The organism is Streptomyces sp. NBC_01390 (assembly GCF_045040105.1).
In the GTDB taxonomy this organism is placed as follows: Bacteria; Actinomycetota; Actinomycetes; order Streptomycetales; family Streptomycetaceae; genus Streptomyces.
In genome coordinates, this window is record NZ_CP109551.1 from 9337543 (window position 1) to 9352785 (window position 15243).

At 68.6% G+C, this 15243-nt stretch carries 11 protein-coding genes and 3 pseudogenes; 8 read left to right on the forward strand and 6 right to left on the reverse strand.

The annotated features are described in order from the left end of the window. Position 1 precedes the first annotated feature (1 nt). Both OG241_RS41935 and OG241_RS41940 read left to right on the forward strand, forming a co-directional pair. On the forward strand, positions 2-925 hold the full coding sequence (locus OG241_RS41935) for an NAD-dependent epimerase/dehydratase family protein (RefSeq protein ID WP_405823209.1): 924 nt from the start codon (positions 2-4) through the stop codon (positions 923-925). A 17-nt stretch (positions 926-942) separates the two neighbouring features. Next, on the forward strand, positions 943-1347 hold the full coding sequence (locus OG241_RS41940) for a nuclear transport factor 2 family protein (protein WP_405823211.1): 405 nt from the start codon (positions 943-945) through the stop codon (positions 1345-1347). Between the two features lie 63 nt (positions 1348-1410). Here OG241_RS41940 and OG241_RS41945 read toward each other — a convergent pair whose 3' ends face one another. Next, on the reverse strand, positions 1411-2448 hold the full coding sequence (locus tag OG241_RS41945) for a LysR family transcriptional regulator (protein ID WP_405823212.1): 1038 nt from the start codon (positions 2446-2448) through the stop codon (positions 1411-1413). 61 nt (positions 2449-2509) lie between these two features. Between OG241_RS41945 and OG241_RS41950 the strand changes: the two genes are divergently transcribed. Next, positions 2510-3256, forward strand: coding sequence for an FMN-dependent NADH-azoreductase (locus tag OG241_RS41950; RefSeq protein WP_405823214.1), 747 nt, complete (start codon positions 2510-2512; stop codon positions 3254-3256). A 32-nt stretch (positions 3257-3288) separates the two neighbouring features. Here the strand turns inward: OG241_RS41950 and OG241_RS41955 are convergent, their stop codons facing one another. Then, positions 3289-4611 carry an FAD-binding oxidoreductase gene (locus tag OG241_RS41955; RefSeq protein WP_405823216.1) on the reverse strand — a complete coding sequence of 441 codons (1323 nt, stop codon included), beginning with the start codon at positions 4609-4611 and terminating at the stop codon, positions 3289-3291. Next, positions 4608-5270, reverse strand: a complete 663-nt coding sequence (locus OG241_RS41960; RefSeq protein WP_405823218.1) for a TetR family transcriptional regulator — start codon at positions 5268-5270, stop codon at positions 4608-4610. Before OG241_RS41960 ends, OG241_RS41955 begins: the two co-directional genes overlap by 4 nt. Before the next feature lie 223 nt (positions 5271-5493). Between OG241_RS41960 and acnA the strand changes: the two genes are divergently transcribed. Next, positions 5494-8211 carry an aconitate hydratase AcnA gene (acnA, locus tag OG241_RS41965; protein ID WP_405823220.1) on the forward strand — a complete coding sequence of 906 codons (2718 nt, stop codon included), beginning with the start codon at positions 5494-5496 and terminating at the stop codon, positions 8209-8211. A gap of 250 nt (positions 8212-8461) precedes the next feature. Here acnA and OG241_RS41970 read toward each other — a convergent pair whose 3' ends face one another. Beyond that, positions 8462-9157 (reverse strand): S8 family peptidase, encoded by a 696-nt coding sequence (locus OG241_RS41970; RefSeq protein ID WP_405823222.1) that lies wholly within the window; start codon positions 9155-9157, stop codon positions 8462-8464. A 734-nt stretch (positions 9158-9891) separates the two neighbouring features. Here OG241_RS41970 and istA point away from each other — a divergent pair. The 3 genes and pseudogenes from istA to OG241_RS41985 form a co-directional block, all read left to right on the forward strand. Continuing rightward, entirely contained in the window at positions 9892-11553 is a 1662-nt protein-coding gene (gene istA / locus OG241_RS41975) for an IS21 family transposase (protein ID WP_405823223.1), read from the forward strand. Beyond that, a pseudogene (locus OG241_RS41980) lies at positions 11550-11690 on the forward strand (AAA family ATPase); the annotation flags it as partial. The gene istA and the pseudogene OG241_RS41980, both read left to right, overlap by 4 nt. Before the next feature lie 436 nt (positions 11691-12126). Continuing rightward, positions 12127-12642: pseudogene (locus OG241_RS41985) on the forward strand (IS110 family transposase); the annotation flags it as partial. Between the two features lie 44 nt (positions 12643-12686). Here the strand turns inward: OG241_RS41985 and OG241_RS41990 are convergent. Continuing rightward, positions 12687-13867 (reverse strand): IS3 family transposase gene (locus tag OG241_RS41990; RefSeq protein ID WP_405820544.1). Its coding sequence is split into 2 segments (ribosomal slippage): positions 12687-13603 and positions 13603-13867, totalling 1182 coding nucleotides; the frame shifts between segments, so codons are not numbered across the junction. Between the two features lie 66 nt (positions 13868-13933). Here OG241_RS41990 and OG241_RS41995 point away from each other — a divergent pair. Continuing rightward, positions 13934-14701: pseudogene (locus tag OG241_RS41995) on the forward strand (transposase); the annotation flags it as partial. A gap of 11 nt (positions 14702-14712) precedes the next feature. Here OG241_RS41995 and OG241_RS42000 read toward each other — a convergent pair. Then, the gene (locus tag OG241_RS42000; RefSeq protein ID WP_110627331.1) at positions 14713-15240 is read right to left on the reverse strand and encodes a hypothetical protein; all 528 of its coding nucleotides are present in this window, start codon (positions 15238-15240) and stop codon (positions 14713-14715) included. Positions 15241-15243: the final 3 nt, after the last annotated feature.

The window sequence follows — 15243 nt, forward strand, 5'->3', positions numbered from 1 at the left end:
CGTGAACGGCAAGAAGATTCTGGTGACCGGTGCCACCGGACAGGTGGCAGGACCGGTGGCCGAGGCCCTGGCCGACGGCAACGAGGTGTGGGCGCTGGGCCGCTTCGGCGCCCCCGGAGCCGAGGAGAAGCTGACCCGCCACGGCGTTCGTACCTTCCGCTGGGACATGGACGACACCAGCGCCGGCTCCCTCAAGGGGCTGCCGGAGGACTTCACCCACGTCTTCCACTCCGCGGTGCGCCGCGGCGAGGACGGCGACTTCAGTGCGGCCGTCGAGGTCAACTCGGTAGCCGCGGGGCGCCTGATGACCCACTGCCGTACGGCGGAAGCGTTCCTGTACGTCTCCACCGGCGCCCTGTACGCCCGCCAGACCCTCGACCACAAGTACACCGAGACCGACCCGCTGGACGGCAAGGCCGACTGGCTGCCCGCCTATCCAGTGGCCAAGATCGCGGCCGAGGGCACGGTCCGGGCGTTCGCGCAGACCCTCGGCCTGCCGACCGTCATCGCCCGCCTCAACATCGCCTACGGGCCGGGCGGTTACGGCGGCGTACCGATGCTCTACTTCAAGCGGATGCTCGCCGGGGAGCCGATCCCGGTCCCGCTGGAGGGCCAGAACTGGACTTCGCTGCTCTACACCGACGACCTCGTCGAGCAGGTCCCGCACCTGTGGAGCGCGGCGAGTGTTCCGGTGACCCTGACCAACTGGGGCGGCGACGAGTCCGTCGGCGTCACGGACTGTGTCCGCTACCTGGAGGAGCTCACGGGGGTCGAGGCGAAGCTCGAACCGAGCGAAGTCACCCGCGAGACCTACCAGTTCGACCCGACGCTGCGCCGCTCGCTCACCGGCCCGTGCGAGGTGCCGTGGCGTGAGGGCATCCGGCGCACCCTCGCGGCCCTGTACCCCGAACACCTCAAGAAGTGAGAGGAACGGCTCCCGCCATGACCGACAGCACCGATCCGCTGGCCCCGATCCACGCCGCCTACGCGGCCTTCGCCGCCCGTGACGTGGGCGCACTCCTGGACGCCTTCGACCCGGACATCGAGTGGGTGCACCCCGAGGGTATGGACAAGTACGGCCTCGGCGGCACCAAGCACGGGCACGCCGGCGTCAAGGAGTTCCTCGCCCATGTCCCCACCGTCCTCGGCGGTATGCGGCTGCACCCGGCCGAGTTCGTCCGCGAGGGCGAGCGCGTGGTCGTCTTCGGCCACCGGGACGTCATCTCCCTGAGCGGGTACACCGAGACGCAGCCGTTCGTGCACTCCTGGGTGCTGCGCGGCGGGCGAGCCGTCCGTATGGAGGACATCTTCGACACCGTCGCGTTCCAGCGTGTGATCGAGAGCTGACGGGCGAAGACGGCGTACGCCTGCCTCGGCCCGGGGTCGGTCGGGTGTCGGGCGGCGAGGTTGTCACACCGGCGGCCGGGGAGGTTCCTCGGCCGCCGGACGACGTGACTCGTCGGCTGCGGGCCGGGGGTGCCGGTCGGCCTCGGCCCGGCGAAGCCTGTCGGCCCCCAGAGGGCCGATCCGGCCCGCCGAGGAGCGGCGCAGTTCCTCGGCCGCCTCCCGGATGGCCGGCAGCAGGGCCGCCACCGGCGGGCTGTCCAGAGCGCCCTCGCGCACCACGAGGGTGATCCGGCGGATGGGCCCGATCCCCTTCAGGGACATACGAGTGACCGGATGCCCCGGCCGGTCGGGCACCAGGTCGGGGACGAGCGCCACGCCCCAGCCCAGCGAGACCAGCCCGAACACGGCCTGCATGTCCCCGATGTCGGAGACGATGTCGGGGACGAAACCGACGTCGGCGCACAGGTGCAGGACCAACTGGCCGAGCTTGGACGTCCGGTCCAGCAGCCACGGCTGCTCCGCGAACTCGGCGAGGGCACGCGGCTCCTCGCTGCGGGCGAGCGGGTGACCGGGCGCGATGGCCAGGCGAATGCGATCACTGACCACCTCCTCCTCGTACAGCCCCGGCACCCGTGGCTCGGGCACCTGCGGGTAGCCGGAGGCCAGGACGGCGTCGAGCCGCCCGAGCCGGACCGTCTGCCGGCCCTCGTCGGGATCGACGCCGTGCAGGGTGATGCGCAGTTCCGGATGACGTGCGCGCAACCGGGTCAGCGCCGGCACCAGCAGAGCCGGCCCCTCGTGCAGCGGTACGCCCACCCGCAGCTCGCCGGTGACCTTGCCGTCCCGCGCGAGCAACTGGCCCTCCGCAGCCTCGAGCTGGGCGAGAACAAGCTCGGTGTGAGCGACCAGCATTCGCCCCGCGGCGGTGAGTTCGGCCCGTTTGCTGCCACGGTCCAGCAGCGAGGCACCGGTCTCCGACTCCAGCGCGGACAGCTGTTGGGAGACCGCGGAACGCGTGTAGTTGAGTGCCTGCGCGGCTGCGGCGATCGAGCCCCGGGCCCCGACCTCGCGCAGCAGTACCAGTTTCCGTACGTCCAGCACCCGTCATCCTCGCTAACGCTTCTGGTTACGAAGTATCACGCCAGGTTACGGGACAAGGGTCATGGCGACGACTTCAATGGAGACGGAGATCGAGATCGACTCCTTCAACGCACCGACCGGACAAGGGACTTCCGCCATGCCCACACTGCTCCATCTCGACTCCAGCCCCCGCCGTGGCTCGGTCTCCCGCCAGATCTCGGGCGAGTTCGCGGAGACCTGGCGCAAGACCAACCCCGAGGGCCGTTACGTCTACCGTGACCTGGCCGCCAACCCCGTACCGCATGTCGACCACGCGCAGATCGAGATCATGCACCGCCTGGAGACGGAGGGCGTGCGCGACCTCGCGGAGGCCCGCGGGGCGTCACTGACGCCCGAGGAGGAGGCGAGCTGGGCGGTGACCTGGCCGCTGATCGAGGAGCTCCTCGCGGCCGACACGATCCTGCTCGGCGTACCGATGTACAACTTCTCGGTGCCGTCCACGTTCAAGGCGTGGTTCGACCGCGTCCTGATCGCGCCGCTGATCGCCGACCCGGCCACCGGCCAGGGCCCGCTCTCCGGCAAGAGAGTCGTGGTGGCCTCCGCGCGCGGCGGCGCCTACGGTCCGGGCACGCCCCGTCAGGACTTCGACCACCAGGAGTCGTACCTGAAGGCGGCGCTCAGCATGGTGGGCCTTGCCTCCGACCTGACGTTCCTGCACGCGGAGCTGACCAAGTCGGCGCACGTGCCGAGGCTCTCGCAGTTCAAGGAGATGGCGGCCACGTCGTATCAGGCGGCGATCGACGGCGCCCGCACACACGGCAAGGGCTGACAGCCCCTCCGCCGGGTCCCCGGAAACCGCTCTCACCGCAGCGGGAAGTTGCGGTCGAACACGTTCTCAGGGTCGTACCGGGCCTTGAGCGCGCGCAGCCTGCTCAGGGCCGGCTCGGGGAACGCCTCGGCGAGGACCTCGGGGGAGCGGCGGGTGTCGAAACTGAGGTACATGCCGTTCACCTCCGGGGCGAGCCGCGCCCAGTGGGCGTCGAGAGAACGCTCCCGTTCGGGCACTGTCGCGTAGAGCAGCTGGAAGTTCTGGGTGCGGTGGGCGTAGGCGGTGGCTGACGGACTGACGTCGTTGACCGCGCCGCCCACCGAACGGAACTGCCCCATCAGTACCTGCCCCGACGCCAGCGCGTCCGCGAGGCAGCGGGCGGTGTGCGTGGAGACGTGGTCCAGCAGCCCGGATCGGGTGGCGCCCAGACCCTGCCCGTGGTGCGGGGCGCCGCCGAGCGGCACCAGTGCCGGGTACGGGGCGAGCACCGCCTCCTGGTTCAGCAGCGGGCCCAGGCCCAGCAGGGGAGTCAACGCCCGCTGGGCGGCGTCCGGCCGGTCTCCGGCGTAGACCGCGGCGACATGGGCGATGGCCGGGCGGCCCGGTGCGGCGGGCATGATGGTGAGGAAGCTCGTGAGTTCGCGGGGCGCGGCCTCGAGTACGGCCCCCCACTCCTCGACGAGCGGCGCGGTGTCCCGCGCGTCGAAGACGAGGTTGGCGAAGACGACGTCGCCGGTCTCGGACGCCTCCAGCTCCACCGCCGTGACGACGCCGAAGTTGCCACCCGCGCCCCGGACCGCCCAGAACAGGTCGGGGTGGTGCTCCGCGTCGGCGCGGACGAAGGTGCCGTCGGCCAGGACGATCTCGACGGCCGTCACATGGTCGATGGTCAGCCCGTGCCGCCGCGCGAACCAGCCCATGCCGCCCGCGGTGACCAGCCCGCCCACGCCCACGTCGCCGGTGTCCCCGGAGCTGATGGCGAGCCCGTGCGGGGCGAGGACCTGCGCGACTCTCCCCCAGCGGGCGCCCGCCCCGATCCGGACCCGGCGTTGTGCCCGGTCCAGCACGGCGATGTGGTCGAGGCGGGAGATGTCGACGACGACACCGCCGTCGTTGGTCGACCGTCCGCTGATCCCGTGCCCGCCGCTGCGCACGGACACCACCGTGCCCGTGGCTCGGGCGTACGCCAGTGCCGCGGCCGTCTCCTCGACGCTCTCGGGGAAGATCACCGTGGCCGGGGCGCCCCGGTGCACATATCCGTGGCGCACCCGCTCGTAGCGGGCGTCGGACGGCAGGACCGTCCGGCCGGTGAGGGACGCGGGTAACGCGACGTGGATGATGCCCTGTTCCGTCATGACGGGGAGGTCCCTTCGGAGGACTCGGGAGGATCGACGGTCTCGGTCTCGGTCTCGAGGGGATCGAGGGGCTCGAGGAGACACCGGAGGGTGCGCGTGAGGTACGCCACGAGCCGCTCCGGTGGCATCTCGGCCACCGGGCCGCCGCGGAGCACGTACCGGCTGAAGATGACGCCGATGAGCTGGGAGGCGAGCAGGTCGACGCGCTCGTCCGCGTCGGGCCCGCTCAGCACCGCGCGGTACGCCTCCATGCTGTTGCGCCGCATCGCCTCGTACAGCCCGGTCGCGGCCTTCTCGTCGGAGGCGGCGCTGCGGATCAGCGCGAGGAACGGGTCGTTGCCGTCGGCGTGTTCCATGCGCTCGACGAAGGCCCGTGCGATCCGGTCCGGCATGCTCTCGGGCGGGCCGGGCAGCAGTTCGGGCAGGTCTCGGGGTCCGGGCACGGCCGCGAGGAACAAGTGCTCTTTCGAGCCGAAGTGCCGCATCACCAGACCGTGGGTGACACCGGCCCGCCCCGCGATCTCCCGGATGGTGGCACGGGCGTAGCCCCGCTCGGCGAACGCGGCCCGCGCCGCCTCCAGAATCGCCTCGCGGTGGGCCTCGGGGGCGCGGACGCGTTTCCTGACGACGGCGGGGATGCCGGGAGGTTCGCTGTTCACGACTCTTAATGTACAGCTGGTCATTAGTGCCACCGATGGCTGCGCCGGTCGAAGTCGACCCCCGCCGGGCATGACCTTCCGCCACCCATGCACTAGAGTTATCTCGACATCGAGATATCTGTGCCACTAAGGCTTACCTAACTTAGCCTGACCTTAGCTGATCGGCCAAGTGGTCCTGGCGGCAGGATGCGGTGGAACGCGCACATCAATGAAGGAGACTGTCGTGTCGGCGAACAGCTTCGACGCCCGTAGCACGCTCAGCGTGGGCGACGAGTCGTACGAGATCTTCCGGCTGGACAAGGTGGAAGGCTCGGCTCGCCTTCCGTACAGCCTGAAGGTGCTGCTGGAGAACCTGCTCCGTACCGAGGACGGCGCGAACATCACCGCCGACCACATCCGGGCCATCGGTGGCTGGGACTCGCAGGCGCAGCCCAGCCAGGAGATCCAGTTCACGCCGGCCCGCGTGATCATGCAGGACTTCACCGGCGTGCCCTGTGTCGTGGACCTCGCCACCATGCGTGAGGCCGTGAAGGCGCTCGGCGGTGACCCGGCGAAGGTCAACCCGCTCTCCCCGGCCGAGATGGTCATCGACCACTCCGTCATCGCCGACAAGTTCGGCACCAACGAGGCGTTCGCGCAGAACGTCGAGCTGGAGTACGGCCGCAACAAGGAGCGTTACCAGTTCCTGCGCTGGGGCCAGACCGCGTTCGACGACTTCAAGGTCGTCCCGCCGGGCACCGGCATCGTCCACCAGGTCAACATCGAGCACCTCGCCCGTACGGTCATGGTCCGCAACGGCCAGGCGTACCCGGACACCCTCGTCGGCACCGACTCCCACACCACCATGGTCAACGGCCTCGGTGTGCTCGGCTGGGGCGTCGGCGGTATCGAGGCCGAGGCCGCGATGCTGGGCCAGCCCGTCTCGATGCTCATCCCGCGCGTCGTCGGCTTCAAGCTCACCGGTGAGCTCACCCCCGGCACCACCGCCACGGACCTCGTGCTGACCATCACGGAGATGCTCCGCAAGCACGGTGTCGTCGGCAAGTTCGTCGAGTTCTACGGCGAGGGCGTGGCCGCCACCTCCCTCGCGAACCGCGCGACCATCGGCAACATGTCGCCGGAGTTCGGTTCCACGGCCGCGGTCTTCCCGATCGACGGCGAGACCATCAAGTACCTCAAGCTCACCGGCCGCTCCCCGCAGCAGCTCGCGCTCGTCGAGGCGTACGCCAAGGAGCAGGGCCTCTGGCTCGACCCGGCCGCCGAGCCTGACTTCTCCGAGAAGCTGGAGCTCGACCTCTCGACGGTCGTCCCCTCCATCGCCGGCCCGAAGCGCCCGCAGGACCGTATCGTCCTCGCGAACGCCGCCGAGCAGTTCAAGGTCGACGTCCGCAACTACGTGGACGACGTGGACGAGGCGGGCAAGGAGTCCTTCCCGGCCTCCGACTCCCCGGCCGTCGCCCCGAACGGCGCCCCGTCCAACCCGGTCACCGTGACCGCCCCCGACGGTTCGACGTACGAGATCGACCACGGAGCGGTGACGGTCGCGGCCATCACCTCCTGCACCAACACCTCGAACCCGTACGTCATGGTCGCCGCCGCGCTCGTCGCGAAGAAGGCCGTGGAGAAGGGCCTGACCCGCAAGCCGTGGGTCAAGACCACCCTCGCCCCGGGCTCCAAGGTCGTCACCGACTACTTCGACAAGGCGGGGCTCACCCCCTACCTCGACAAGGTCGGCTTCAACCTCGTCGGCTACGGCTGCACCACCTGCATCGGCAACTCCGGCCCGCTGCCGGACGAGGTCTCCAAGGCCGTCAACGACCATGACCTGGCCGTGACTTCGGTGCTCTCCGGCAACCGTAACTTCGAGGGCCGGATCAACCCCGACGTCAAGATGAACTACCTGGCGTCCCCGCCGCTCGTCGTCGCCTACGCCCTCGCGGGTTCCATGAAGGTGGACATCACGCGTGACGCGCTCGGCGTGGACCAGGAGGGCAAGCCGGTCTTCCTGGCCGACATCTGGCCCTCCGAGGCCGAGGTCAACGACGTCGTCGCGAACGCCATCGGTGAGGACATGTTCTCCAAGTCCTACCAGGATGTCTTCGCGGGCGACGCCCAGTGGCAGGCCCTGTCGATCCCCGAGGGCAACACCTTCGAGTGGGACCCGCAGTCCACCTACGTGCGCAAGCCCCCGTACTTCGAGGGCATGACGATGGAGACCACCCCGGTCTCGGACATCGCCGGCGCCCGCGTCCTCGCCAAGCTCGGCGACTCGGTCACCACCGACCACATCTCCCCGGCCGGCGCGATCAAGGCCGACACCCCCGGTGGCAAGTACCTCACGGAGCACGGTGTCGAGCGCCGTGACTTCAACTCGTACGGTTCCCGCCGTGGCAACCACGAGGTGATGATCCGCGGTACGTTCGCCAACATCCGCCTGCGCAACCAGATCGCGCCGGGCACCGAGGGCGGCTACACCCGCGACTTCACCCAGCCGGGTGCGCCCGTGGCGTTCATCTACGACGCCTCGCGCAACTACATCGAGCAGGGCATCCCGCTGGTCATCCTGTCCGGCAAGGAGTACGGCTCCGGCTCGTCCCGCGACTGGGCCGCCAAGGGCACCGCGCTCCTCGGCGTCAAGGCCGTCATCGCCGAGTCGTACGAGCGCATCCACCGCTCGAACCTCATCGGCATGGGTGTCCTCCCGCTCCAGTACCCGGAGGGCGCCACCGCCGAGTCCCTCGGCCTCACCGGCGAGGAGACCTTCTCCTTCACCGGCGTCGAGGAGCTGAACAACGGCACCACCCCGCGCACGGTCAAGGTCACCACCGACACCGGCGTCGAGTTCGACGCGGTCGTCCGCATCGACACCCCCGGCGAGGCGGACTACTACCGCAACGGCGGCATCATGCAGTACGTGCTGCGCAACCTGATCCGCAACTAGTCGATCAGGCAGGGCAGTTGGGCCGCACTCCGAAACGGGGTGCGGCCCTTCGCGTTCCTGTCGCCCGACCTGCGCGATCCGTCGTCGGACCTCCGCGGTCAGAGCCAGCCGCATTGCGCGGCCCGCATCCCCAGCTGGAACCTGCTCGCTGCCCCCAGCTGTTCCTGCAGCTCGCTCACCCGTCGCCGCAGTGCCGCCCGTGTCGCGGTCGGATATCCAGGTGGCCAGGGCGTATGTACCGGTCGGAACCTCAAGGGTCGAGCCGTTGGTCACGTAGCCGTACCCGTTGGCGATCTCGCCGTTCAGCCCCGTGAGCGTGTAGAGCGCGGACGGCACCGCCTTGCCGTCGCGGCCGACGAGGTTCACCTTCAGACCGGCCGTCCCGGGCGACTTCTCGTAGCCCACGCCGGTCGTGACAACGATGCCGTCGGCGGTCGCGGTGACGCGGCCCGCGTGCCGGCCCTGCGTCTCCCGCGCGAGGTCGACCGTGACTGGCACGGTGGCGCTGCCGTTCGCCGGGACGGTCACGCCGGCCGTGCTCGGGACGACCCCGGTGTCGGTGTCCTCGTACTTGCCGAAGCTCAGCGTCGGAGTCCCGAACACGCCACTCCATGCCTGCGATCATCCACGAGGTCTGCGCGTAACCGGTGTTGTCGGCCACCTTGCCGACCAGCAGCTCGGCGGCCGGCGCCACACCCTTGCGCTTACCGCCCGAGGCCGCGCCCGAACCGACGATCGTGGACGCCACATGGGTGCCGTGACCATGGCCGTCGGCCACACTCTCGCCCGGCACGAAACTCCGCGCGTCCAGGACCTTGCCCGCGAGATCCGGGTGCCCGGCGTCCACTCCCGTGTCCAGGACCGTGACCTTCACCCCCGTACCGTCGTAGCCCGCCCGCCACACCTCCGGCGCGCCGATCTGCGGAACACTGACGTCGAGGGCCACCTTGACCTTGGCGTCCAGCCAGAGCTTGTCGATGCCGTCGCCGAGCCGCTTCGCGGCCTTCGCGGTGGGCTCGGTGCCGAGCGTCGGGGCGATGTCCGCCCAGAAGGCGGTGGGCTTCGCGACGTCGAGTGCCGCGCCGTCGATGTCCGGCAGCGCGCGTGTCCGCCGTGCGCCCTCGGGGGGTCGCCGCGCCCTTCTCGTACCCGGCGATCAGCGGAATGCCGCCGGTCGCCGCGTCCGTGTATCCCTGCCGCACCAACTGGCTGACATTGAACAGGGCCGGGTCGAGACGGCCCGCCTGGACCAGCGGCAACGCGTCCTCCGGTACGACGCTGATCTCGCCGTCCTGCTCGGTGGACACGAAGTTGGCGGCCTCACGGCCCTTGCCCCGCTCGACGTCGACGGCCGACCTGCCGTCCGGGCCCGTGGTGAGCTTCACGGTGTCACCGGTGACGAGGGTGGCGGTCTGGGTGCTCGTGGCGCCCGTAACGCCCGTAGCGCTTGTGGTGCCCGGCTCGGTGACCGGGGTCCCCGGTCCGGCCGTCGAGGGGGTGAATGCTGCTACAGGTTTTCTAATCATTCATAGTGGCTTTGTAGGTGAGAGTTGAGGCCAGGTGTTGGTGGGTTGTGACTCCAGTGCTGTCGGCGGAGAACTGATGTCGGTGAGTTTTGACTCCACTGGGGGCCTTGCGGTGGGAGTATCGGGGTGCATCAGCTAGCCCTGGGTGGCTCAAGTGCCCCTTTCGAAGGTCGAGTTGTACGCGGCGATACGCCATGACGCTCGGGTCGAAGGGCTGTCCAGCAGGGCTTTGTCCGCCAAGTACGGGGTGGGCCGGCGGACGGTCGCGATGGCGCTGGAGTCGGTGTGGCCGGCGCCGCGCAAGCAGCTTCCGCCCCGGATCTCGCGCCTGGATCCGTTCAAGGCGACGATCGACGAGATCCTGCGGGATGACCTGGACGCGCCGCGCAAGCAGCGGCACACCGTCAAGCGGGTCTTCGACCGGCTGATCGACGAGCACGACGCCCGGGGCGTGACGTATTCGATGGTCCGCGCCTATATCTTCCAGCGGCGCCCGGAAATCCGCGTCGAGGAGGGCCGCAGCCCTCCGCAGGTGTTCGTGCCGCAGACCCACCGCCCTGGTGACGAGGCGGAGGTCGACTTCGGGGATGTGTGGATCCACCTGGACGGCGTGCCTACCAAGGTGTTCCTGTTCTCGCTGCGGCTGTCGTTCAGTGGGAAGGCCGTGCACAAGATCTTCGCTTCGTGCGGGCAGGAAGCATTTCTGGAAGGCCACGTCCACGCGCTGCAAGTGCTGGGCGGCGTGCCGCGCGGAAAAATTCGCTACGACAACTTGCGCGCCGCGGTCAGCCAGGTGCTGGGCCGCACCCGGGGCCGGGTGGAAAGTGACCGCTGGACGGCCTTCCGGTCGCACTTCTCGATCACCAGTTTCTACTGCAATCCCGGCATCGAGGGCGCGCACGAGAAGGGCGGCGTCGAGGGGCAGATCGGCTGGTTCCGCAGAAACCACCTGGTCCCCGTCCCGAAGGTCGCCTCGCTGGCAGAGCTGAACGCGATGGTGGAGCGCTGGGACGAGGAGGACGACGCCCGCCGGATCATGCAGCGGGCGCTGACCATCGGCGAGATGTTCGCCGTCGAGCGCCCGCTGCTGGAGGCGCTGCCGGAGGAGGAGTTCGAGACCGGGCTGGTGTCCTCGCTACGGGTGAACCGCTACAGCCAGGTCAGCGTGCGCACCAACCACTACTCGGTACCGGTCAGGTTGATCGGCCGGATGGTACGGGTCGTGCTGCACGCCTCCGAACTCGTTGTCTACGACGCGCACAAGGAAGTCGCCCGCCACGAGCGGCTGATCGCCAAGGGCGGCTCCCGACTGGAGCTGGACCACTACCTGGAGGCGCTGGTCCGCAAACCGGGCGCGCTGCCCGGAGCGACCGCGCTGGATCAGGCCCGCTCGGCGGGCAAGTTCACCCCGGTCCACGACGCCTGGTGGCAGGCGGCCTGCACCGCTCACGGCGACGCTGAGGGCACCCGGGCGCTGATCGCGGTCCTGCTGCTGCACCGGCACATGGTCCACGAGCATGTTGTGGCCGGAATCGCGACCGCGCTGCGGGCCGGAGCGCTGACCGCCGACGCGGTCGCCCTGGAGGCCCGCAAGTGGGGCGAGGCCGACCAGGGCGCCGACCAGCCGGCCGACGACCAGGAAATTCCGCCGCGCCGGGTGGATGCCGGGGCGACCGTGACCTCGCTGACCGAGCGGCGCCTGGCCGCGCTGCCGCCCGACCCCAGGCCGCTGCCGTCGGTGGCCGCCTACGACCAGCTGCTGCGATTCCGTCGGCGTCCCGCCGACGGCCAGGCATACCAGGAAGAGGCACCGTGACCGCCAAGCGCAACCGCGGACTGACCGAACAGGCCGCCGACACCGCCGTGGACCAGGCATGCCGGATGCTCCGGCTGCCCACCATCCGCACCCAGTACCCCGAACTCGCCGACGCCGCGGTCCGCGATCAGATGACCTAATTCGTAGTTAGAGCGGTCGAGTTGGACGCTCAAGCGGTGATGGCCGCGCGGGTGCCAGGTGGATGCATGCGGTTCGGCCTGGCCTTTGAGGCCTACGGACAGACTGGGCACGTCTTGGCGCCCGTGGGCCATCACCCCGACCTGCATGTTGGTGCTCGTCGGCGCTGGACGTACGCCTGCAGATGACTGGGCTGAGAAGGCCTGGCGGTAGATCGGCGCCGTTCAGCGCTGTCGGGCATCAACACCAGGCCTTGCTCGTTCGTTGGTGTTGGTGGGACGAGCCCACCTCATGGTGACCTCTTGATAGGCCTGAGCCGTCTGAGCTCCTGCATAGACCGAGGCCCGTGGGGCGAGCTGGTGCCACGAACAGCTACTGAGGTGGCGGACCGGCTGTAGAGGCTGAGTCCTGGGATTAGGTCGCTGCGTGGCCCGCATGAGCTCGTGGATAGGACAGAGCTACGGCGGAAGGAAAGCCTTGATCTACTGCGGGATTGATTGGGCCGAACGTACCCATGACGTTGCCTTGGTCGACGACAGCGGCCAACTCGTCGCCAAACGGCACATCACCGACGATGCCGCCGGCTATCGGGTGCTCCTGGATCTGCTGGCTGAGTACGGCGACACCGAGGAGAACCCGATCCCAGTTGCGATCGAAACCTCCCGTGGCCTGCTGGTCGCGGTGCTGCGGACGGGCAAGCGCAAGATATTCGCGATCAATCCGATGGCCGCAGCCCGCTATCGCGACCGGCATGCCGTCTCCCGCAAGAAGTCCGACCCCGGTGACGCCTTGGTCCTGGCGAACATCCTGCGCACCGACATGCATGCCCACCGGCCACTGCCGCAGGACAGTGAGCTGGCCCGTGCCGTCACGGTTCTCGCTCGCGCCCAGCAGGATGCTGTCTGGAACCGCCAGCAGATAGCCAACCAACTCCGCTCCCTGCTGAGGGAGTTGAGGGGCCTCGCGTTTTCCGGGCAGGCATCTGACCGTCTATTTCACGCGGTGATTCGCAACTTCTCGTACTGGGCGTGGACTTCACGTGGAGGGCGGTAACCCACTGCCGAGTGGAGGCGTTTGCGATTGTACCAGAATTCAATGTAGCGAGTGATGTCCTGCCGGGCGGCCTCGCGAGTCAGGTAAGTCACCCTTGATACACGCTCGTTCTTCAGAACCCCGAAGAACGATTCGGCCATGGCATTGTCGAAACAGATCCCGGTGCGGCCCGAGGATCTTCGGAGCCCAAACCGGTTGAGCACCTTCCCGAACTCGGCTGACATGTAGTTGCTTCCGCGGTCGGAGTGAAATATCGCGCCCGCCGAGAGGCTCCTGTTCCGTGATGCGTTGCGGATCGCCCTGGATATCAAAGGAGTTCGGTAGTGGTCGTCCATCGCGTAACCGATGACTTCCTTCGTACAGCAGTCGATTACCGTCGCGAGGTACAGCCAGCCCTCCCCGGTCGCGATGTAGGTGATGTCACCGACGAGCTTTTCGCCGGGTGCGTCGGCGGTGAAGTCACGGCCCACCAGGTCCGGCACCTCGCCGGCCGCGGCCTGGGTGAGGCCGAACCTCTTCGGCCGTGGCTGGCAGGGCACCAGGCCCAGTTCGCGCATGAGGCGGCGGACCAGCTCCATGCCCGCGGCGACGCCCCAGCGGTCCAGCTGGGCCTGGACGCGCCGGTGTCCGTAGGTGCTGTCGGACATGTCGAAGGCTTTCCTGATGAGCAGTTTCAGTTCGTCACGCCGCTGGACCGTCGCGGATTCCGGGCGGGATCGCCAGTCGTAGTAGCCGGATCTGGAAACGCCGAGTCGGCCGCACATGAACTCGACGCTGTATGCGTACTCCTCGGTGTCGAGCCGCATCTCGTCGATGAACTCGTACTTGCTTGTTACCGGGGTTCCTTCGCGAAGTACGCTGCGGCTTTTTTCAGGAAGGTAACTTCCATCTCCAGCTCGCGGTTGCGTCGTTCGAGTTCCTTCAGGCGCGCCCGCTCGTTCAACGTCAGTTCCGCATCGTGAGCCGGTTCCTGCTGCTTCTGGTGCTTCTTCACCCAGCCGCGTAGCGTCTCCGAGTTCAGCTCAAGCTCCCGGGCGACTTCGGAGATCGTCTTGCTGGACCTCAACGCGATCTGGACGGCTTCCTCGCGGAACTCCGGAGAGTACTTACTGGGTGGCGCCACTTCTTCCTCGTTTCCTTGTTCAGGACAACCCTATTGGGTGCCTGTCCGGAAACTTCGTGGCCCGTCAAGTACTACCCCGCGGCTTTGATGGCCGTTGAGTCGTGGAAGAAGGGCCTGTGCCGGCCCGAGGCCCGCGAACTTCTCCGCCTCGCCCCCACTGCGACGCGAGCCGCAGAGCTGACCCGCGCACAGCTTCAGGCCGCCCTCAAGCGAGCCGGCCGCCAACGCGGCATCGCCGCGGAGGCTGACCGGCTCCGTGACATCCTCCGAGCCGACTGGGCTCACCAACCTCAGCTGGTTGAAGATGCACTCGGCAGGCAGATGCTCGCCCTCCTGCTTCAGCTGGAAGCCGCCTCCAAGGCCGCCGACGACCTCGAAGAGGCGGTGGATGAAGCGTTCCCTGAGCACCCGGATGCTGAGATCATCCTCAGCTTTCCCGGCCTCGGCATCCAGCTCGGCGCCCGGGTGCTCGCCGAGATCGGAGACGACCGCCAGCGCTTCGCAGACGCCCGCGGACTGAAGGCATACGCCGGCGCCTCACCCATCACTCGCGCCTCAGGCAAAAAGTCGAGCGTCACCCGGCGGTGGGTGAAAAACGACCGACTGAACCACGTCGGCTATCTCTGGGCCTTCTCCGCACCCAACGCCTCGCCTGGAGCCAAGATGCACTACCGCCGGCGTCGCGACGATCACGGAGACTGGCACGCATCCGCCCAGCGCAACCTCTTCAATCGCCTGCTCGGACAGCTCTACCACTGTCTCCAGCACGGCCGCCGCTTCGACGAAGCCGTGGCTTTTCCTGCCCCAGTCTCTGCGGTCGCGCGGGTGGCCTGAGCGCGGGGATCTCACAGAAGTCCGGCGGCCTGCCGAAGCTTCGCCCGGCTGTCCGGGTTGATCAGGCCTTCCGGCAGCATCGCCACCACACTTGCGTGTTGCTCGAACACGGCCCTGCACTGCTCGCGCTCGGGGTGATCGTTGTCGTTGCCGAACCACAGCGCCATGGCCTCGTTGCCGGAATCGATCGGCTCGGAGTAGTCGGCGACAGTGACCAGACGGTCCAGTAGTCCGGACCGCTCAGGAACCTGCGGGTCGCCTGCGAGACGAAGCAGGAACGGCAGGACCACCGGCATGGCCGGATTCATCTCGGCGATGCTGAACATGGTGTTGGTGAGCACACGCTGGGCCTCGGCCGCGGCAGCCTGATCGAGCAGGCCGTACAGCAGGACTGGGATCGCGGCAGGGCACCCGGAAAACTCCGACCAGCGGACCTCCTCACACCCGTGGAGGGCAGGATGCCCACGGCCGGCATCAGCTGCCTGCGGATACTCGTGGAGAAACCGAGCGATCGCCGCCTCCTTGGCGGCCACATCCATCCT